Origin of the sequence: Bradyrhizobium sp. NAS80.1, assembly GCF_001908205.1 — a bacterium.
In the GTDB taxonomy this organism is placed as follows: Bacteria; Pseudomonadota; Alphaproteobacteria; order Rhizobiales; family Xanthobacteraceae; genus Bradyrhizobium.
The window spans coordinates 1-20,105 of record NZ_LGHL01000061.1 but is presented as its reverse complement, the minus strand read 5'-3'; the positions used below and the strand labels follow the sequence as shown (position 1 = coordinate 20,105).

Here is a 20,105-nt window from a genome sequence, read left to right as displayed (position 1 = left end):
ATGCCGGACGCGCCGCCGGTCACCAACGCGACCCGCCCCGCTCCGTCGGTCCGGACTGCCGCACGCTCGCTCATGCCGCCTGCCTGGCGATTTCGCGGCCGATTAGCATGCGCCTGATTTCGGACGTGCCGGCCCCGATTTCGAAGATCTTAGCGTCCCGCCAGTAGCGGCCGGCCGGGCATTCGTTCATGTAGCCGATGCCACCCATGATCTGGATGGCATCGCCCGCGACCTTCGTCGCCTGCTCGGCCGCATACAGGATCGCGGCCGCGCAGTCCTTGCGGGCGGAGTGACCGTCGAGCTCCTTGTTGTCGAGCGCACGCGCGACGCCATAGAGATACGCCCGGGCCGTCATGCGGGAGGTGTACATGTCGGCGAGCTTGCCCTGGACCAGTTGAAAATCGCCGATGGCCTGGCCGAACTGCTTGCGCTCGCGCGAATACGGAACGACGAGATCGAGACAGCCTGCCATGATGCCCAGCGGGCCGGCAGCCATGACCGCACGTTCGTAGTCCAGTCCGGACATGAGGACACGGGCGCCGTCCCCGACCGCACCGACGACGTTCTCTTCCGGTACTTCGCAATCCTCGAATACGAGCTCGCTGGTGTTCGATCCGCGCATGCCGAGCTTGTCGAGTTTCGGAGACGTCGAGAATCCCTTGAACCCGCGCTCGATGATGAAGGCAGTGATACCCTTCGACTTCGCGGCGGGATCAGTCTTCGCGTAGACCACCAGCGTATCCGCGTTCGGTCCGTTGGTGATCCACATCTTGGTGCCGTTCAGGACGAACCGGTCGCCGATCTTGTCGGCCCGTAGCCTCATCGAGACCACGTCAGATCCGGCGCCGGCTTCGGACATGGCAAGTGCGCCAACGTGTTCGCCCGATACCAGCTTGGGCAGGTAGCGGTGCTTCTGGGCCTCGGTCCCGTTCCGGTGGATCTGGTTCACGCAGAGGTTCGAATGCGCTCCGTAGGACATCCCGACCGCTGCGGACGCGCGCGAGATTTCCTCCATGATCACGATGTGGGCGAGATAGCCGAGACCGGAGCCGCCATAGGCTTCGTCGACCGTGACGCCCAACAGCCCGAGCGAGCCGAGCTTTCGCCACATGTCGGCCGGGAAATCGTTGGCCTGCTCGATTTCGTGGGCGCGAGGAGCAAGCTCCGCTTCGACGAAACTGCGGACCGTGTCGCGGAGCATCCGGGTCTCCTCATCGAGGCCGAAGTCGAATGAAGCAATTGCGTCCATGTCATCACCGTGGTTGGGGCGAGCGAACTTCCGCCGGGATGCAGGCCGTCTCGCGGCCCACGTCCTGCGATCGTCTCTCGCGAGGTTCGATCGGACACGCTTCGTCGCGTGCCCTACTTCTTGACGAGTGGACACGTGCTTTCCGCCAAAGGCTTGAAAGCGTCGTCACCCTTGATCGTCTGCATCACCTTGAGGATGTCCGAGGAATCCTTGGACTCTTCAGGCGCCTTCACCCTGACCTGGTATATGTCGTGGACCATGCGGCCGTCTTCGCGGACGTGGCCGTTGCGGAACACGGGGTCGTCGATCGTGGCGGATCGCAACTGCTTCATCACCGCGTCGGAATCGAGCGTACCGGCAGCCTGGACGGCGCGCAGCCACTGGAGCGTGGCCGAATAGGCGCCGGCATGGTTCATCGTCGGCATCGAGTGATGGATGGCGAAGAACTTCTTCGAGAATTCGCGGGACCGGTCGTCGAAGTCCCAGTAGAAAGCCGTGGCGAACTCCATGCCTTGGGCCACCTTGAGGCCCAGTCCCTTCACGTCGGTATCGAACATCAGCAACGGAACGATCTTCTGTTCGCGGCCAAGCCCGAATTCCGCAGCCTGCTTGACGGAGTTCTGCGTATCGCCGCCGGCGTTCGCTAGACCCACCACTTGGGCCTTCGACTGCTGCGCCGAAAGGAGGAAGGAAGCGAAATCCGATGCGTTCAACGGGTGGCGGACGGACCCTACCACCTCGCCGCCCAACTGGCGCACGACCTTCGATGCGTCGGCTTCCAGAGATTTCCCGAACACGTAGTCCGCACTGATGAAGTACCAAGACTTTCCGCCCGCCTGCACGGCGGCACGGGCGGCTCCGTTAGCCATCGAATAGGTGTCCCAAGCCCAGTGGATCCCGTAGGGCGAGCAATCCTGGTTCGTGAGGGCCGTGGTGCCGGAATGAAAGAAAGTGATCTTCTTCTTGTCGGCAGCGAGCTTCTGCAGTGCCACGGCCGAGCCCGAATCCGAGGACTCCACGATCATTTCGACGTTCTGCCGATCGTACCACTCGCGCGCACGCCCGGTGGCGATGTCCGCCTTGAGGCCGCTGTCGGCGCTTATGACCTCGATGGGACGGCCGAGGATCTTGCCGCCAAACTCGTCGACGGCCATCTTCGTGCCGACCACCACTCCCGGGCCCGACAGCGAGGAATACGGTCCGCTCATGTCGGTGATGACGCCGATGCGAACCGGCTCCTCGGCCCTCGCGCCTGCGCCCATCGCGACCGAGCCGGCGAGAACGGCAGCAAAAACGACGTTCGCCGTGCTCGACCACGACGCAACCCGACCGACCCTCATAAGACCTCCCAAATCGCCCCGCGCATTCGCGCGCTTATTGATGATGGGGCGGAATAGACCGCCGAAGGGTGCGCGAGTCAACACAAATATGACTATACAGTCATTTTTGCTGATTTCAGGCCATGATTTCTTGAGGTCAATGGCAACATATGGCAGGGAATTTTCAGCTAAAACTACTTGTCTTTTCCATCTCCATGCAAAATTATTGGAATGGCTAATCATTTTATGTCATATGTTCGGGATGCCCCGGGAAATTCGCGCGGTAGGGCTTCTAGTCGGATGCGTCGATCGAAATGACAGACATTCCAGCCAGCAACGGCCGTTCCCGCTCCGTGGTCCGGATAAAGCCATCACGCGCGGACAAGCAGGAGATGACGAGGCGAGCGCTGCTACAGGCGGCCATCGACATCGTCGGGGCGGAAGGCTACGCCGCGGCGACCGTCGGCAAAATTACCTCGCTCGCGAACGTCGCGAACGGTACGTTCTACAATTACTTCGAAAATCAACAGGACGTCTTCGACCAGCTTCTGCCCTTCATGGGCGATCTGCTCATCGCGCACATCAGGGCGCAGGTCGACGAAAAGCTTGCGGGCGTCGAACGCGATCGCGCTCGCTTCGTGGCCTATTTTGATTTCTGTCGCAGGAATCCTGCCTTCCTTCGAGTATTAAACGAAGCGGAAGTGTTCGCGCCAAACGCCTATCGCCGACATGTCATGGCCATGTACGAAGGGTATCTTCATGCTCTTCAACGAAGTGCGGGAAGAAACGAGATTGCTGACTACTCGCCAGACGAGCTTTCGGCAGTAGTGTTCATGCTGATGGGCATCAGAAGCTACATGACGATGCTCTACCAGTATAATTTCGTCGGGCGGACGGCGCCTTCAATCGAAGCGATGGCGGATATCTACGAAAAGGTTCTCAAGAATGGGCTCTTCCGCAGTGTGAGCGGGAATGGAGCCTAGGTCGTTGCAGCAGGAATGCGGGCGGCCTGCGGCTGTCCGGCCCCGCGCCTGAGGCCGGATCTGAACGGTTGAATAGTGGTCCCTGCACCAACCGAAACCTACTCTCACCCAATCCCTGGAATGAGGCAGTTCATGCCCCCCGCAGCGCGGTCAGGTCTTACGCTCTTAGAGACGTACGCTACAAGACCACAAAGCCCAGTATCGGCCAACGCCTCCGCTATCTGTGCAGTTTCGATCGGGAAGTACCAGGTTTCCATCTAGCTTCCGTTTTCAAACTCGCAGGCACCTCCCATACCGCCTTTACCTGGATCTCGTGGGCAATTCCGAAAACCGGCGGACGACATTTGCAAGGATGCGGGACACGTCGTTGTTGTGACGATTGTGACAGAGGCTGCCGATGAAGGTGATAGACCCGGTCGAGAAAAAATACCCGCGATCGCCACCGCCGCCGATCACCATATGCGCTTCCGGCTTGATGTCGGCCGTCAACGATAGTGTGTGGGTCAGCACCTCTTCGGGAACAACCCTGAACATGTCGCCGTGCCCCTCTGAGCGCGCCAGAACCACGGTGCCGGGCGGCGTGCCCAGCGCATCGGACACCTGGTCGAGCTCGAAACCTGCGGCGCCGCCACCGAACAGCCCGTAGTCGCCGCAAACGTCGTTATCTACCCCCTCGAAGACCCAAGCCACGTCAGAGCGGTATGATTCCGCGGTTCGCCGATAGCCCGAACCTTCGTAGGGCCCTTGAATTGCGAAGCCGATGCCGGCGAGGGCCTGCGGGGGCCGGCCGTTGCGGCGCCACAATCCTCCATATCCGCCGTCGAGCTGCTGATAATATTCGCCGGGCTCACAGGCCCATGCGCGAATTCCGCCCTCCGCGCGCCGGATCTCGATGACATGCGGCAGGTCGGTGCGCCGGGCGATCCGCCAGTAGAAGCCATTGCCGCCGAGATAGATGAAGTTGCCGCCCACGTCGCAAAAGTCTCTCAGCGCGTTCAGGGATCGCTCGGTGTGATATTCGGGGTGCGATCCGGTGACGAGCACCTTGTACCCCTCGATCGCACTGACGCCGTCGTCATCGAGGTCCTCATCCGTCACGATGTCGAAATCGAAGCCGTGGTGGTTAAGCCATGACACCAGATGCGTGTCGGCCGGAAAGTGCCGCAGACCCGACCCGGCCGGATCGTTGAAGGTCAGGAATCCCGGGCGCATGGTCAGGATCGGCCGCAGCCGCGACGAGAGTGACATCCCGCTACCATCCGAATGGTAGTTGTAGGTCGACGCCGCGAACTCCCTCACATCGTCGGGATTCCAGGGATAGGCCTGCCAGGCGCGGACACGCTCCCGGAACGCTTCGTCGAAATTGCCGCGCGCATGATTGGCATAGGCCATGTGGGTGAAAGTCGAGGCGAGTACCGCGATCGGTTTCCGCGGCGCCTGCTTCGCCGGGAGCACGTAGAACGGAATGATGTCAGCGCCGAGCTCGTTGCGGACCTCCAGACCGTAGATGCCGCTGTCCCATTCGGAGGAGATCGCGAGCGACAGGCTCTCGGCCCATTTGCAGTCCGACAGATCGTCATCGTGGAAATGGATCGCGCCGTACTGCTCCGGCGCGTGTCGCCAGTTCATCTCGCTGCCGCTCCAGTTCGAGCCGCGGACGGCGCGCGTCGGCACATTGACCAAGGTCCCGTCGCAGCCATGGGGACCGACGTCCGGAAACGTCTGCTGGTCGATGCGCTGCGAGAAGTCCCAGGCCGCGACGATCTCGCCTTGCGAACCACTGGCATCGCCATGCTTTGCGCGCAACTGCGGCTGCTCGATCTGGCCGTTAAAGCACTGCTCCGGACGACCCGCCCACGCCGCAGCGAACACAATCCTGCTCCACGCCCGGAAGTCGACCGGCGCGCCCAGCGAGACCACGGTGCCCTGCCCTTTCGGGTGCAACGGACGCACCTTGATCGGCTCAAGCCGAACCGCGACGGCCGATGAATCGTCGATCAGGTCGACGCGCACCGCATACCATTGCCCGGCCTCGAGGCGCAGTCCGGTCGCGGCGCGGCTCTCTTGTCCATCCCGACGCTGCAGCAGAACGAGTTCACCCCGCTCCAATCCGACCATCAATGCCTGTCTGGCATCGGCATCCTGCAGGGTCAGGATAGCGCGCAGATCGTCATTAAGGCGCGTGGGACGGACGTTGAACACAGCCGACACCGGGCCGCGGTCAGGAAGTGCCGGCAGAGGCGCGAGCCCGCACGACCCGATCGGAACGATCTGCTCCTGCCCCCGATGTTGTCCACCGACATCGCTTGCGACCTCGCGGATGTCGAGACCCGGTCCTTGTGGATTCGGATCGCCGCAGATGATGCGCACCACACGCGCGGAGAACGACCGCCCCCCCGGCCGAGCTGACATGGAAGGCGATCTGCTGTCCGGGACGACCGCGCAGGGGATCGCAATAACCGATGATGGAAGGCTGCATGGTCTCAACCTGTTGGTGGGAGGACGGGATCGCGATGCCAGACGGGCTAATGGATTGTGAGATAGCGTTCGATCCGCTCCGGGTGCCGCCGGCCTTCCTCGGCAGTCAGGCGATCGACGACAGCGCCGTTCTCCATCACCACGATGCGATCGGCGACGGACAGCGCCAGGTTGAGGTTCTGCTCGACCAGAACGATCGAGAGATCCTCGCCGCCCAATTCCGCAAGGACGCGCCCGACCATCTTGACGATGACGGGGGCGAGGCCCTGCGAGGGTTCGTCGAGCAGCAGCAGGCGCGGGCCGGGCGCGAGCCCCCTGCCGATCACCATCATCTGCTGCTGGCCGCCCGAGAGCTGCGATCCGCGACGCTGCATCAGCCCGGCCAGATCGGGAAACCAGGTCAGGATGCGCTTGAGATCATACGGCGAACCGTCGCGGTAGCCGAGCATGATGTTCTCCTCCACCGTCAGCAGCGAGAACGGATCACGCGTTTCCGGCACATAGCTGATGCCGCTGCGCGCGATCTCGTGCGGACGGCGTCCGCTGATCCGATTTCCCTCGAAAGAGATCGCGCCCTGGCTGACCGTGTTCAGCCCCATGATCGAGCGCAACGTCGTCGTCTTGCCGGCGCCGTTGCGGCCGAGCAGCGCCACCACCTCGCGGCGGCCGACGTCGAAGCTGACATTGAACAATGCCTGGCTTCGCCCGTAATGCGCATCGATCGCCTCGACGCTGAGCAACATGCCTTCAGCTCCCAAAATAGGCCTCCTGCACGCTCTTGTTGCCGCGAATGTCGTCCGGACCGCCATGCGCCAGCACGGTGCCGCGATTCATCACCGTGATCTCGTCGGAGATATCCATGACGACTCCCATGTTGTGCTCGATCATGATGATGCTGAAGGCGCCCTTCAGCGTCGCGATCACCTGCTTGACCCGCTCGGTCTCCTTGCGGGAGAGACCGGCCGTCGGCTCGTCCAGGAGGATGATGCGCGGCGCTGCGGCAAGCGTCACTGCGATCTCGAGCAGGCGCTGGTCACCGTAGGACAGCTCTTTCGTCGCCGTATCGGCGAAGCACGTCAGGTCCAGCCGCTCGAGGCAGGCATCGGCGAGAGCGCGCGCCTCGGAATATCCGCCCGCCTTGCGCCAGAACACCAACGGGTTGCCGCCGTGAGCCCGGTAGGCCGCGACCCAGATGTTGTCCCTGACGCTCATGTCGAGATAGACGCTGGAGATCTGGTAGGAACGGGCCACACCCCTTCGCGCGATGCGGTCCGGCGACAGCCGCGTCACGTCGCTGCCGTCGAGCCGGATCGTGCCGCCGTCAGGCGAAATGTCCTTGGTCAGAAGATTGAACAGCGTCGTCTTGCCGGCGCCGTTGGGACCGAGGATGCTGTGCAGCCGTCCGTTGACGAACGAGATCGAGAGCCGGTCGACGACGGTGTTGCCGCCAAACCGCTTCGACAGACCGTCGGCGGCAAGGACGATGTGATCCTGCGACGTCATCGGCGTTGCTCCCGCAGACGCGAACGCCAGGCCGACACCCTGGCGAACAAATCGAGCAATCCGCCGGGCAGATAGATCATCACGACGATGACGAACAGGCCGAGCAGCAGCGGCCAGCGTGTCCAGACCAGGCTGAACAGCCCCTGCAGCCAGATGAAGATCGCCGCACCAAGTACGGGACCGAGCATGCTCCGCTGCCCCCCGATCAGCACCATGAAGACGACATAGGCCGATCCGGTCCAGTGAACCGCGTCGATCGGCATGATCCGGTAGAGCATGCCGAACAGCGCCCCTGCGATGCCCGAGATGACGCCGGCGATTACAAATGCGGCGAGTTGCAGTGCGTGCACGGAGTAACCGAGCGATGTGGTGCGGCGGGCATTCTGCCGCGCTGCGTCGAGCACCAGCCCGAACGGGCTGCGCGTCATCCGGATGAGGATTGCCATGCTGACGAGGAACAGCACGGCGGCCAGCGCGTAGAAGGCGCGGTTGTCGTCGAACTTCAGCGTGCCGAGGAAGGGAAGCTCGATCGTCCCACGGCGGATGCCGGCCAGCCCGTCCTCGCCGCCGGTGACCGACTGCCAGGAGTAGATCACGTAGAAGACGAGCTGGTTGAAGGCGAAGGTCAGCATCATGAAATAGATGCCGGTCCGGCGGATCGAGAGTGCGCCGATCAGCGCCGCGAGCACGCCGCCGCCGGCGCCGGCGAGCAGCAGCGCGAGCGGAAGGGAGACGAAGCCCTGCGCCAGAAAATAGCCGGCCACATAGCCGCCGGCGCCGAAGAAGGCGGCCTGGCCGAAGGAATAGAGGCCCGCCGTGCCGACCAGCAGGTTGGTCGCCATCGCGAAGATGCCGTAGATCAAAACCTCGGTTGCGATATTGACGGGAATGACGAGCGGCAGCGCCGCCACCGCGGCGACCATCGCCGCGGCGCGCACGATGTCGGCGGCGGCCAGCGCGCCACCCTTTGGCATTGGTCCCTGGTCGACAAGTTGGTCGGCGCTACCCACCAGCACAGCTCCCGGATGTGTGTTCGTGTCCATGGCGCATCTGTCGTCGGTCGAAATCTGTCATCGTTCGCCGAACAGGCCCTGCGGCCTGACCAGCAGGATGACAATCATCACGAGGTAGATGATAGCGGTGCTCGCGGCCGGCGCCGCAACTGTCATCAGGCTCTGGACCACGCCGACCATCAGCCCGGCGGCGATCGCGCCGTACAGCGAGCCGAGCCCGCCGATCACGAGCACCACGAACGCGATCGCCATCATGTCGCCGCCCATCGTCGAGGTCGCTCCCATCAGCGGCAGCGCCAGGCCGCCCGCAAGGCCGGCAAGGCCCGCCCCCAGCATCATGCCGGCGATCAGCAGCAGATCGACATTGATGCCGAGCGACTGCGTCATCTCCGGCCGCTCGATGCCGGCCCTGACCCAGGCGCCGAACCGCGTCCGTTCGATCAGGAGCCACACCCCGCTAATTACCAGCGCCGAGCAAAGGCTCGCGAAGGCGATGTAGCGCGGCACCAGCGTGAAGCCGAGATCGATCGACCCGCGCAGCAGTTCGGGCGGCGAATAACTCAGGCCGATGGTACCCCAGCCGATCAGCAGCAGTTGCTCGATGACGAGCGCCGCGCCGAACAGCGTGATGAGCTGCGGCAGGTAGCCGCCGGCGCGCACGAAGCGTACCACGAGACGGTCGAGCACCAGCCCGGCCAGCGCCGCGCCTGCGAAGGCCACGAACAACCCGGCGGGAAACGGCAGGCCCGCGGACACCGCCGAATAGCAGAGATAGGCGCCCAGCGCATACAGCGCGCCATGCGCGAAGTTCGGGATGTTGAGCAGCCCCTTGATGATCGAAAGGCCGAACGCCATCAGCGCGTAGATCATCCCGATCGCGATGCCGTTCACAAGCTGGGCCGAAATGAGCCAGAGCATTCAGCCCTCCCTTGCGCCGATGCCGTTCGCGTCACAGCTCCGCCATTCCCTTGCACTGGTTCTGGTCGGCCGGCTGCTGCTTGTCGCCGAGCGCGACGATCTCGGCGAAATCGGCCGGCGATTTCATCTCGGCCGCCGACTTGCAGCGCACGACGAAATACGGGCGCACGAGCTGATGGGTCTTGGCGTCGATCGACATCCGCCCGAGCACGCCGTCCCACGACATGCCCTCGAGCGTGCGCACGACGTCGGCGACCTCCACGCTCTTGGCTTGCTCCATCGCCTTCAGCACGGTGCGGAACGCGTCATAGCCATAGGCCGACGAGTAGCCGGGCAGTGCGGAGAATTTCTTGCTGTAGCTCGCGACGAACGCCTTATTCGCCGGCGTGTCGATATCAGGATAGTAGTTCTGCCCAAGGATCATGCCAGTTCGCATCTCCGGCGCGAGCTCGGGGAGCTGATCGACCTCCAGCGTCCAGGGGCCGACCACGGCGATGCCACTGGCGCCAAAGCTTGCGAACTGTCGGATCGCCGTCACGGCATCCGCGCCCGCGGTGTTGAGCAGCAGGATGTCCGGTTTCGCCGCCACGACTTTGGTGAGGTACTGGGTATATTGCCGCTCACCGAACGGATGGTTGTCGTTGCCGACCAGCTCGAAGCCGAGCTCGGCCGCCACGATCTTGGTGTATTTGAGCAGCGCGTGACCGAACACATAGTCGGCGGTCAGCGTGTAGACCGTCTTCTTCTGCGGAAACGCCTTGCGGACGTACTCGAGGGTCGAGCGCACCGCCGTGTAGGGATGCGCCGACCATTGGAACGTGTAGCGGCCGCAGCGCGATCCGGTAAAATCCTCCGAACCGCCGGCCGCGAATTGCAGCAGCTTCTCGCGCTGCGCGACCTCGGACTCCGCAAGCCCGACCGCGCTGGAATAGGCGCCGATGAAATAGCGCATGCCCTCGCTGGTGGCGGCCTCCTGGACGCGACGAACGCCGGAGGCGGGTTTACCTTCGTCATCCCGCGTCAGCAGCTTGATCTCGTGGCCGGCGACCTTGCCGCCATGCATTTCGATCGCGAGGTTGGCGCCGCGCACGACGAGATCGCCGGCATAGGCGAAGGTCCCGGTGGTCGGCGTGATCACGCCCATCGTCACCGTGCCAGCCTTCTGGCTCCAGGCCAGGCGGGGTGCGCCCGCGGCCAGCGCCGCGGTCGACAGCATCAGATGTCGTCGCGTCATCGCAATCGGCATGACGTAGTTCCTTCCCTTGATCGTGTTGTTGCTTTTTGAGGTTGCTTCAACTCATGGCGCGGCGATGCCGGCTTCGAAGTCGCGCAACGCCGATCCCAGTTTCGCGAGCAGCTCGGTGACCTGCTCGGCACTGACGATGAGGGGCGGCGCCACGATGATCGCGTTGTTGAGCGGCGCGATGCCGGCCGGATACACCACGAGGCCGTGGTCGAGACAGGCCGCGACGAGCTTACCCGCCGCATTGAGCCCGGCATCGAACGGTCGCCGCGAGGCGCGGTCGCGCACCAGCTCGAAGCCCCACAACAGGCCGCGGCCGCGGACGTCGACCATGCAGGCGTGGCGCTGCGACAGTGCCGCGAGACCGTCACGCAACTCGGCGCCGCGCGCATTGACGTTGTCCAGCACGTCGTTGCGCTCGATGTAGTCGATCACGGAGGCGCAGATCGACGCGCTCAGCGGATTGGCGCTGAAGGTGTGGCCGAACGGCACGGAGCCGCTGCCCCGCGCGATCGCATCGACGATCCGCTGCCGCACCAGCACCGCGGCCATCGGCGTATATCCGGCGCTCATGCCCTTCGCCAGCAGCAGCAGATCGGGGACGATGCCTTCGTGCGCCGAGGCGAACCATGCCCCGGTGCGGCCGATGCCGGTGATGACCTCGTCGGCGATCAACAGGATGTCGTGCCGGTCGCAGATCTTGCGCAGCCTGCGGAAATAATCCGGCGGCGGCACCAGCACGCCGCCGGCGGCGCCGACGATCGGCTCGGCGATCACGGCTGCAACACTGTCAGCGCCGTGCGCGGCAATGGCGGTCTCCCAGGCATCGGCGCATTCGGTGGCGCAGCCATCCGGGTCCAGCCCGAACGGACAGCGATAACAATAGGCCGGTGGCACCGACGCGAAATCATGCAGCAGCGGACCGTAGTCCGGCCGGCGGCCGGCGTGGCCTGAGATCGACAGCGCCCCCATCGTCATGCCGTGATAGCTCGTGAGGCGGCCCAGGATCCTGGTCTTGTTCGGCTTCCCACGCTCCTTCCAGTAATGGATCGACATCCGGATCGCGTATTCGGACGCTTCCGATCCGCTGTTGACGAAGAACGCGCGGTCGAGATCGCCGGGCGCGAGCTGGCACAGCTTGCGCGCAAGCTCTTCCGCGGCGACGTTGCTGAACTGGTTGCGGAAGGTAAAAGCGACGGTCGCCGCCTGCGTCGCCATCTGGTCGGCGATCTCCTTCAGGCCATGGCCGAGATTGGCGGTCATCGCGCCGCTCGAGCCGTCGAAATAGCGGCGGCCCGCGGTGTCGAACAGATACGGCCCCTCGCCGCGATCGACGACCGGATAATTGGTCGACAGATTGGGCTTGAGCAGATAACTGCTCTCGGCTCGTGGGTTCGGCGTCATGTCGGCAGCCGCGGGAATCGCCATGCTCGTTCACACTCCAGGGCCGCGCCGGCGGAAGGACTTATTGTTCTTGCCATCTTGGGATCGAAGGCAAGGATATTTAAATACGCTACGTTGCGTATGTCAATAGGGATTCGAACATGTCTAAACGCACGCCTGCCCGCGCCGGCCGCCCGCGCGACGAGAATGTCCACCGCGCCATTCTCGACGCGGCGCGCGATCTCATCAGCGAGGCCGGCTATGTGGCGTTCTCGATCGAGGGTGTTGCCGCGCGCGCCGGCGTCGCCAAGCAGTCGATCTACCGGCGCTGGTCGTCGAAGGGCGCGCTGCTGGTCGATCTCTACATGGACGGGCTCGAGCTTCCCGGCTCATCCGCGTCACAGGGCTTCAAGGAGGATCTGCTGGCGCTGCTGTTGCAGACCACCAAGCGCGTTCAGGATCCGGCGTTCGCCAACATCCTCAAGAGCGTGATGGTCGAGGCGCAAGCCGATCCGGAGATGCGTGAGCTCGTGCTGCTGAAAATTATCGAACCACGACGAGAGGCTGCGCGCCACGTGATCGAAAGGGGAAAACAATCCGGAGAGCTTCCGGAAGACCTCGACGTCGAAATGATGCTCGACTTCGTGTTCGGCGCTGTCTGGTTCAATCTGCTGTTCGGCGCCAGTGGCCTGACAAACAGGTTTGCCCACCGTGCGGTCAAGACAATCGAACTGCTGATGACTGCGCGCTGAGGCAGTGTCGATGTACGCATCGCCGGCCGCCAACCTGTCAGACCGCCAGGCCATCCGGGTATGGACCGGGCTGCTCCAGGGGTTGAGGTTAATGCCCGACGGCCTGCGAAAGCCCGTTAGATGCACCGGATAGGCGCAACGGCCACCGCCACCCCTCGCCCTTTCCGTTCGATACCGTCGTCGTCATCAGTCCCCAGCGAATGAGACACGGTCGCTTTGTGCGAAAAGCGATGCTCTGGCCAAGCCGCTCTTTAACCTGAGCTGTCATCCGGCCAGCAACAGCAATATTGGCTCTGACGCAATCCTGGTGCAGCTCCGATTATTCTGCACCAACTGGTCTGGTTCGAAGCAGATCGATTTTGCCGCGGCCGTATAAAGTGATTGCGGCCCGAACGGCCGCTTCATCCTTGACGACTCCGTTGGCGAACGAGGCTATCGGATCATCAAGCACCGCGTGCAGACGTTCCATGGGACGCACCATTCTGTCGGTATGGACCTCCGCGAGCCATCCGTTGACTTGCACGGGCGTCGCCCGATCGCCTGGTATCCGCGCCACTCGTGTCAGGGAAGCCGACCAATTTCGGGACGGCCCTCTTCCTGGCCTCTCGCCGAGCTCTCACACGATACCATCAATGGTCATCCGCGCCATTCTATCCAGACGGCCTCAGGCGCCGAGATAAGCGCGCAGCAGATCCGGGTTGCCAAGCATATCAGCGGCGCTGCCTTCTCCAACAACCCGGCCTGTCTCGAAGACGTAGGCGCGGCTCGCCACGGAGAGGGCGGAATGCACATTCTGCTCGACGATCAGAATTGTAATGCCTTGTTGGCAAAGTTCCCGTAGTGCGCCCAGCACTTCCTGTGACATCAGCGGGCTGAGCCCTAGGCTTGGTTCATCGAGCAGCAAGAGTTTCGGCCCTGACATCAACGCACGCCCAATGGCCAGCATTTGCTGCTCGCCTCCCGACAGCAGACCCGCGAGCTGGGATAGCCTTTCGCGCAGCCGGGGAAAACGCTGCAGCACGCTCTCGAATCGCTGTTCGGCCAGAGACCGATCCGGGCAGCAATATGCGCCGAGGCTAAGGTTTTCGCGTACGCTCAGTTCGGGCCAGATATGCCGTTCCTCCGGCGAATGGGCGATGCCGTCGCGGACGATCAAATCCGGTCGGCGCTTCGCGATCGATTTTCCGCAATAGAGGATATCGCCCGATGCGGGAGCAAGCAGGCCGGAAATCGCGCGCAGAGCTGTGCTCTTGCCGGCGCCGTTGGCGCCGAGCAAGGCGACGATTTCACCCTCTCGTATCTGAAGATTGATCCCGTTCAGCGCGCGCAGCTTGCCGTAGCAGACCTCGAGATTGCGCAGTTCGAGAATATTCGTTTGAGCGTTCATGCGGCGGGCTTACCAAGATAGGCGGTGACGACATCAGGATTGGTCCTCACCTCGAGCGGCGTACCCGCCGCGATCTTGCGGCCGAAATCGAGGACGACGATGTGATCCGACACGGCCATCACCAGTGCCATGTTATGCTCCACCAGCAGCATGGCCTCGACATGCTCCTTCACCAACCCCTTCAGGACATCGCCGAGTCGATCCGCCTCGTGCGTGTTCAGCCCCGCGGCGGGCTCGTCGAGGATCAGCAGTCTCGGACCGGCGCCGAGAGCGACCGCCACTTCGAGCAGGCGAAGCTCGCCGCACGACAGCGAGTCCGCATCCGTGTTCATTCGGGCGCCGAGACCAACTGTCTCGATCAGCGCAGCCGCCTCATCACGAAGCTGACGTTCGCGCTGGACGCCGCCGGCGAAGAAGGTCCGCCACAGCGACCTCTCGCCGTGACGGTAGCGGTCGGTGAGCACGTTGCCGAACACGGTAAGCCCCCGCAGGACGTTCGTCTTCTGAAAGGTGCGAACGAGACCCCGCTGGGCGGCGGCATACGGCGGAAGTCCCGTGATGTCGTAGTCACAATAGCGCACGGATCCCGCACTGGGCTTGAAGAATCCCGTCACGAGATTGAGGCAAGTCGTCTTGCCGGCGCCGTTCGGTCCGATCAGGCTCATGATCTCGCCCTTCCGGATGGAAAAGCTCACATCGGAAAGTGCCTTCAATCCCCCGAATTGCTTGGACAGTCCGTTCACCTCAAGCATCGGCAGCGCCTCCCCGGTTCAGACCGGCCGGCTCAAGCGCCGGAGCCCGGCGATCCCGCTTCACGCCGCCCTTTGCGGACTCCGCCGGCCTTCGTTCGTAGCTCTCATGACGACGGCCGATGAACCCCATCAGGCCGCGCGGCAGGAAGATCACCACACCGACGACGATGAGACCGAAGATCGAGAAGCGCAGGTCCTTGAAGTCGCGCAGATATTCTTCGAGGAAGACGACGAGCACCGCGCCGACCACGGGACCGGCCAGCGTGCCCTTTCCGCCCGCGAGCACCATGATGATCATGGTGATCATGAAGGAGAACCCGAACACTTCGGGACCGACATAGGAGATGTAATGGGCATAGAAGCCGCCGGCGAGGCCGCCCACCGCCGCCGCGAGCACGAAGGTGATCAGGCCCAGATAGAACGGCCAGATCCCGATCGACTGCGCGACGAAGCGGTTCTCCCGCACCGCAACCGCCGCGCGCCCGATATTCGAATAGACGAAGCGATAGCTGACCAGGAGCGATGCGGCAGCGAGGACCAGGCCGGCATAATAGAACCAGAGCTTCTGCTGCACGCCGGATGCGCCGGCAATAGAAGGCGGCTTAGCAATGCCTGAAACACCCATCGGTCCGTTCGTCAGATCGATCCAGTTGTTTGCGACCAGCCGAAGCACCTCCGCGAAACAGAGCGTCACGATGACAAAGAACGGTCCACGCAGGCGCAGCGTCACCGCGCCGATCGCAAGCCCCGAGATCGCCGCAACGATACCGGCGAGCGGGATCGTGAAATAGATCGGCAGCCCGAGCCGGGCCGACAGCAGCGCAGCGCTGTAGGCTCCGATACCGAAAAACGCAGTGTGCCCAAGCGGAAACTCGCCGACATAGCCGACGATGAGATTCAGGCTAGTCGCAAGCATCACCGAGAACATGATCATGATCCCGATGTGCAGCGCGTATTCGTTATAGGCCGCGAGCGGTACGAGTGCGGCAAGCGCGACAGCGGCGAGCAGAAAATTGCGTTCGAACTTCATCACGCGCGCTCGGCTCTTCGGCTGAACAACCCATAAGGGCGTACCAGCAGGGTCACGATGACGAGCGCGAATCCGATCGCATCCACATATCCGGTCGACACGTACCCGCCCCACAGCGCTTCGGTCAGTCCAAGAATCAAGCCGCCCGCCACAGCGCCCGCAAAGCTGCCCATTCCACCCAGGATGACGACCACGAACGCCTTCAGGCTGATGATGCCACCGGTGCTCGCTTCCACGACATAGATAGAACCCAGCAGCATCCCGGCTGCGCCGGCCAATGTGGCGCCGAGCGCAAATGTGAAGCCATAGATGCGCGGGGTGCGGATACCGACCAGTTGCGCCGCCATCGGATCCTGGAACGTCGCGCGCATCGCGCGGCCGAGCGTCGTCTTCTGGATCAGGAGATTGGCCGCGGCGATCAGGACCGCACAGATCACGACGAGTAACAGCCGAGCCTGCGTGATGACCACGGGACCGAGAATGAGCGGCTTGCTTGCAAATGGCGAGGCAACGGTCACTGGCGTCGTGCCAACGATGAGGAGTGCCGTATTGGCAATGAAGATCGAGAGGCCGATCGTGAGCAAAATCGTGGGTTCCTCGCCCTGCCCGCGCACCCGCGCGATCAGGATCTGATCGATGAGGTAGCCGAGAATGCCAAGCACGATGACGACGACGACAAGCGCAAGAAAGTAATTCCAGCCGAACACTGCCGTGAGCGCCCAGCCGAATAGTCCGCCGATGACATAGAGTTCGCCATGCGCGAAGTTCACCACGCGCATCAGGCCGAACACCAGGGTCAGTCCCAGTGCCGACAGGGCGTAGAACGCCCCCAGGACCAGGCCATTGGCCACAAGCTGCAGAAAAAGGTCCATCGCGATCTATTGGCTCCGGATGTCACGAGGCGGAGGCCGCACCGGCACGGCCTCCGCCGTAGATGTCACTTTTCTACCGTGTTGCTTTCGACAACGACGGGAACGCCGTTCTCGAGCTGAACCAGCACTACCGTGAAGCCGGTGGCCTGCCCCTTCTCGTCGAAACGGAAGTGCCCGTTCGGGCCCTCGTAGTCCGTCTTGAGCAATGCCTCGCGGACCTTGTCGGGATCAGTCGACTGCGCGCGTGCAATCGCATCAACGACGATGTTGAGCGTGTTGTAGCCCGCCGCCGAATATTTGCCCGGCGCAGCCTTGTACTGGTCCTGATAGGCCTTCACGAATGCCTCGTTTTTCGGCGTCTTCATGGTCGATGCGTAAGGCACGGCTGCGTAGATGCCGTTCGCAGCCGGACCGGCGAGCTGCATGAAATCGGCCGTGGCCCATGAGCCGACGCCAAACACCTTGGTCGAAAGACCGAGCTCCGCCTTCTGCTTGACCAAGGTCGAGCCGTCCTGGGTCTCGGCAGCCACGAACGCACCGTCAGCACCCGACGCCTTCAGCTTGGTGAGCAGGGTGTAGTAGTCCGACGTGCCGTGCTCGAAATATTCCTTCAGCACGGTCGTCGCGCCGAGCGCGCTCATCTGCTTCTCGAACTCCTCGACGCCGCCGCGGCCGAAGTCGTCATTGACGCCGATGTAGGCCACCTTCTTGAGCTTGAGCTGATTGACGAGGATCCTGGCAAAGGACTTGGCGAGCAGCGCGTCCGTTTCGGTAGCGCGGAAGAACCAGGTATTTCCCTTTTCGGTAAGGTTCGCAGCTGACGAGACGCCGGTGACCAGTGGCACCTTGGCGCTCTGCGCGACCGGCATGATGGCCGCCGTCGCAGAGCTGCAGAACGCGCCGATGAGCGCCACAACCTTGTCACGCTGGGTCAGCTTCTCGGCCGCATTGACGGTGTTCGCCGGCTTGCACTGGCCGTCCTCGATCACCAGCTCGACCTTCTTGCCGAGCACGCCGCCCCTGGCGTTGATTTCGCCGAGCGCGAGCTTGATGCCGTTGACGTCGGCATCGATTGGTCGATTTTCGACGTTCTTTCGCTGTGCCTTCACGATTAGCCCCGTTGGCAAAAAGACCGCCACGCCTAGCAAGAGCCTGAACGATACACAGAAACGGGCAGTCTCCGTCTCACGACTGATCCGTTCCGGGCTTACGCCTTGGCGGCGTTCTGTGCAGCCTCGAATACATCGCGTGCGGACGTCGTACCCGCTACGTGCTCCGTATCCTCGGCTCCGAGGTCCATCCATCCCGCGTTCACGGCCTCAAACATTTCTTCGGCAGGTCCGGTGTGGCCCTTCGGGATGCCGAATTGTTCGAACGCTTCCGCCCACCCTGCACGCGGGACTGCAAAGGCTTTCACGTCGAGATTCAGGACCTCGCCCAATCCCTCCGCGACTTCATCCGCGCTGACCATCGAACCAAGCTCGACGACGCGCTGTCCTGACCAGGCTGGCCCGGTCAAAAGGGTTGCGACTTCCGCGCCGACGTCGTTCGTCGCGACCATGGTCGATTTCCGGTTTGTCGGATTGTAGTAGACTGGTAGCGTTCCGCCTTGGGCGACTTGCAAGCCGTAGAGGAAGTTTTCGAAGAAGCCGCCTGCGCGCACAAATACGATTGGGGATGTCAGGTTGCGAAAACCTTGCTCCAGAAGCGACAAGGCCGTGATCATCCCGAGCCCGCTGGTCCTGTTCGCACCCATCGACGAAAGCGCAACCACTCGCGGCGGCGCTGCCTTGGTTAGCGCCTCGACATAGTTCGCAATCACGCCTTTGGCTTCTTTGTAATCGGCCGAGGGGGCCCAGACAGCCGGCAACATGACAAACGCGCCTTCGACGCCTTTGAGCGCCCGTTCGATGGCTGCCGAATCATTCCAATCACCGTCAACCAATTCCACGCCCTGGTTCGCCCAGCTTGACGCCTTCTCGCGATTGCGGACGAGCGCGCGTACTTGCTTGCCGTGCGTCAACAGATGTTCTGCCGTTGCGCCGCCCACTTTTCCCGTGATTCCCATTACTAAAAACATGTGTTTTCTCCTGATCTTGAGGGACAGAGCACTGCGCGTGTTGGTTCAACGGATGAGCGGCAGAATGGCCCGGATACGGGGATCGCGCGCGTAGAGGCCGCCCCATGTCATCGCGCCCAGAAGCAGGGAAATGATTTCCGGCGGCGACCCCAACTCACCAATGCGGACATGGGCGCAGATGGCGCCTCCCAAAAAGCCAGTCACCAGGATCGCGCCGAGGACGGCGGTGGCCGGGATGGCGTAGAGGATGGCGCAGGCGAGTATTATCGGACCCACGACACGGGTCAGGTCCATCGCGAACCCGGTTTCCTGCAACATGCTCGCGATCTGTGCCGGCACGAAAAGCTGAATGGTGCCGTCTGCCACCAGAGCGATAACCACAAACGCGCTCGTTATCCGGCCGGCCCACAGGGCGCGATGCAAGTTCATAGTTTCAGGCACCTGATGCAGGTTCAGAGTTTCGGACATTCGTCATTCTCCGATGGCGGGAGCCCACTAATCGGAGCCTACTGTGTCTCTTGGATATGATAAACACCGGGGAAATGAACTCACTGTTCTCTCTACGGTGAACAATGCCGAGGCACGAACATGAAGAATCTCGAACCTATCCTCATTTTCATAACGGTAGCGGAAATGGGGAGCTTCACCCACGCAGCCGATAGCTTGGGCATTCAGAAGGGAAGAGCCTCGACGGCGGTTCGGAAGCTGGAAGAAGATGTCGGTGTCAGGCTCCTGCACCGAACGACGCGCAGCGTGCAATTGACGGAGGACGGACGCGCATTTCATGCGCGTGCCCGCGATCTGCTTGCTGAGGTCGATGACCTACACTCGATGTTCGCAGGCGATCGCGTGGCACTTCGCGGGCGTTTGCGGGTCGATCTTCCAACCGAGGTGGCGCGCGCAACGATCGTGCCGGCCTTGCCGGATTTCATGGCGACTCACCCCGAGTTGGAGCTGGAGGTGTCGAGTACGGATCGGCAAGTTGATCTGGTTCAAGAGGGGTTTGACTGCGTATTGCGACTTGGTCCCAGATCGTGTCCCTTGGCGTGGTGTAGCTGGGCGGGTGTCACCACGTTCGCCGGCATGGGCCGGATCGGTCAGCTGGCGATCGCCGGGAAGCTGACGGCGGGATCATCGCCTAAC

At 62.8% G+C, this 20,105-nt stretch carries 20 protein-coding genes; 3 read left to right on the top strand and 17 right to left on the bottom strand.

The features are described from left to right. Window positions 1-70 precede the first annotated feature (70 nt). Complete coding sequence (locus tag AC629_RS15605; protein ID WP_084805634.1) at window positions 71-1,249, bottom strand: isovaleryl-CoA dehydrogenase; 1,179 nt, start codon at window positions 1,247-1,249, stop codon at window positions 71-73. 113 nt (window positions 1,250-1,362) lie between these two features. Continuing rightward, window positions 1,363-2,811, bottom strand: a complete 1,449-nt coding sequence (locus AC629_RS15600) for an ABC transporter substrate-binding protein (RefSeq protein WP_245331881.1) — start codon at window positions 2,809-2,811, stop codon at window positions 1,363-1,365. Between the two features lie 71 nt (window positions 2,812-2,882). Between AC629_RS15600 and AC629_RS15595 the strand changes: the two genes are divergently transcribed. After that, entirely contained in the window at window positions 2,883-3,551 is a 669-nt protein-coding gene (locus tag AC629_RS15595; protein ID WP_084805630.1) for a TetR/AcrR family transcriptional regulator, read from the top strand. 300 nt (window positions 3,552-3,851) lie between these two features. Here the strand turns inward: AC629_RS15595 and AC629_RS15590 are convergent, their stop codons facing one another. From AC629_RS15590 to AC629_RS15560, 7 genes are all read right to left on the bottom strand, one after another. Beyond that, window positions 3,852-5,963 (bottom strand): N,N-dimethylformamidase beta subunit family domain-containing protein, encoded by a 2,112-nt coding sequence (locus AC629_RS15590; RefSeq protein ID WP_143199156.1) that lies wholly within the window; start codon window positions 5,961-5,963, stop codon window positions 3,852-3,854. Window positions 5,964-6,076: 113 nt separating this feature from the next. After that, window positions 6,077-6,772 carry an ABC transporter ATP-binding protein gene (locus AC629_RS15585; protein WP_210419052.1) on the bottom strand — a complete coding sequence of 232 codons (696 nt, stop codon included), beginning with the start codon at window positions 6,770-6,772 and terminating at the stop codon, window positions 6,077-6,079. A gap of 4 nt (window positions 6,773-6,776) precedes the next feature. Next, window positions 6,777-7,532 carry an ABC transporter ATP-binding protein gene (locus AC629_RS15580; RefSeq protein ID WP_084805624.1) on the bottom strand — a complete coding sequence of 252 codons (756 nt, stop codon included), beginning with the start codon at window positions 7,530-7,532 and terminating at the stop codon, window positions 6,777-6,779. Beyond that, complete coding sequence (locus AC629_RS15575; protein WP_084805622.1) at window positions 7,529-8,575, bottom strand: branched-chain amino acid ABC transporter permease; 1,047 nt, start codon at window positions 8,573-8,575, stop codon at window positions 7,529-7,531. Before AC629_RS15575 ends, AC629_RS15580 begins: the two co-directional genes overlap by 4 nt. Window positions 8,576-8,602: 27 nt before the next feature. After that, window positions 8,603-9,463, bottom strand: coding sequence for a branched-chain amino acid ABC transporter permease (locus AC629_RS15570; RefSeq protein ID WP_084805621.1), 861 nt, complete (start codon window positions 9,461-9,463; stop codon window positions 8,603-8,605). Between the two features lie 31 nt (window positions 9,464-9,494). Continuing rightward, window positions 9,495-10,709: an ABC transporter substrate-binding protein gene (locus tag AC629_RS15565; protein ID WP_084805619.1), complete on the bottom strand. Its 1,215-nt coding sequence runs from the start codon at window positions 10,707-10,709 to the stop codon at window positions 9,495-9,497. A gap of 51 nt (window positions 10,710-10,760) precedes the next feature. Continuing rightward, complete coding sequence (locus tag AC629_RS15560; protein WP_210419051.1) at window positions 10,761-12,134, bottom strand: aspartate aminotransferase family protein; 1,374 nt, start codon at window positions 12,132-12,134, stop codon at window positions 10,761-10,763. Window positions 12,135-12,250: 116 nt separating this feature from the next. Here AC629_RS15560 and AC629_RS15555 point away from each other — a divergent pair, with 116 nt between their 5' ends. Next, window positions 12,251-12,841: a TetR/AcrR family transcriptional regulator gene (locus tag AC629_RS15555; RefSeq protein ID WP_084805617.1), complete on the top strand. Its 591-nt coding sequence runs from the start codon at window positions 12,251-12,253 to the stop codon at window positions 12,839-12,841. Window positions 12,842-13,160: 319 nt separating this feature from the next. On the opposite strand, the gene AC629_RS46830 is transcribed toward AC629_RS15555, so the two are convergent. The 8 genes from AC629_RS46830 to AC629_RS15515 all read right to left on the bottom strand — a co-directional run bounded on the left by AC629_RS46830 (window position 13,161) and on the right by AC629_RS15515 (window position 19,430). Continuing rightward, window positions 13,161-13,310, bottom strand: a complete 150-nt coding sequence (locus AC629_RS46830; RefSeq protein ID WP_168195495.1) for a hypothetical protein — start codon at window positions 13,308-13,310, stop codon at window positions 13,161-13,163. Window positions 13,311-13,505: 195 nt separating this feature from the next. Further along, entirely contained in the window at window positions 13,506-14,228 is a 723-nt protein-coding gene (locus AC629_RS15545) for an ABC transporter ATP-binding protein (protein ID WP_084805613.1), read from the bottom strand. Continuing rightward, window positions 14,225-14,980: an ABC transporter ATP-binding protein gene (locus AC629_RS15540; protein WP_084805612.1), complete on the bottom strand. Its 756-nt coding sequence runs from the start codon at window positions 14,978-14,980 to the stop codon at window positions 14,225-14,227. Before AC629_RS15540 ends, AC629_RS15545 begins: the two co-directional genes overlap by 4 nt. Beyond that, entirely contained in the window at window positions 14,973-16,010 is a 1,038-nt protein-coding gene (locus AC629_RS15535; RefSeq protein ID WP_084805610.1) for a branched-chain amino acid ABC transporter permease, read from the bottom strand. Before AC629_RS15535 ends, AC629_RS15540 begins: the two co-directional genes overlap by 8 nt. Next, on the bottom strand, window positions 16,010-16,882 hold the full coding sequence (locus tag AC629_RS15530) for a branched-chain amino acid ABC transporter permease (protein WP_084805609.1): 873 nt from the start codon (window positions 16,880-16,882) through the stop codon (window positions 16,010-16,012). The genes AC629_RS15535 and AC629_RS15530 overlap by 1 nt, the downstream gene beginning before the upstream one ends. Window positions 16,883-16,947: 65 nt before the next feature. After that, a complete protein-coding gene (locus AC629_RS15525) occupies window positions 16,948-17,991 on the bottom strand; it encodes an ABC transporter substrate-binding protein (protein ID WP_210419050.1) in 1,044 nt (347 codons plus the stop codon). 98 nt (window positions 17,992-18,089) lie between these two features. Next, on the bottom strand, window positions 18,090-18,932 hold the full coding sequence (locus AC629_RS15520; RefSeq protein WP_245331880.1) for an NmrA family NAD(P)-binding protein: 843 nt from the start codon (window positions 18,930-18,932) through the stop codon (window positions 18,090-18,092). Between the two features lie 75 nt (window positions 18,933-19,007). Beyond that, window positions 19,008-19,430 (bottom strand): DoxX family protein, encoded by a 423-nt coding sequence (locus AC629_RS15515; RefSeq protein WP_084805603.1) that lies wholly within the window; start codon window positions 19,428-19,430, stop codon window positions 19,008-19,010. Between the two features lie 120 nt (window positions 19,431-19,550). On the opposite strand from AC629_RS15515, the gene AC629_RS15510 reads away from it, so the two are divergent. After that, a partial coding sequence (locus AC629_RS15510; protein WP_245331879.1) for a LysR family transcriptional regulator occupies window positions 19,551-20,105 on the top strand: 555 nt, incomplete at its 3' end.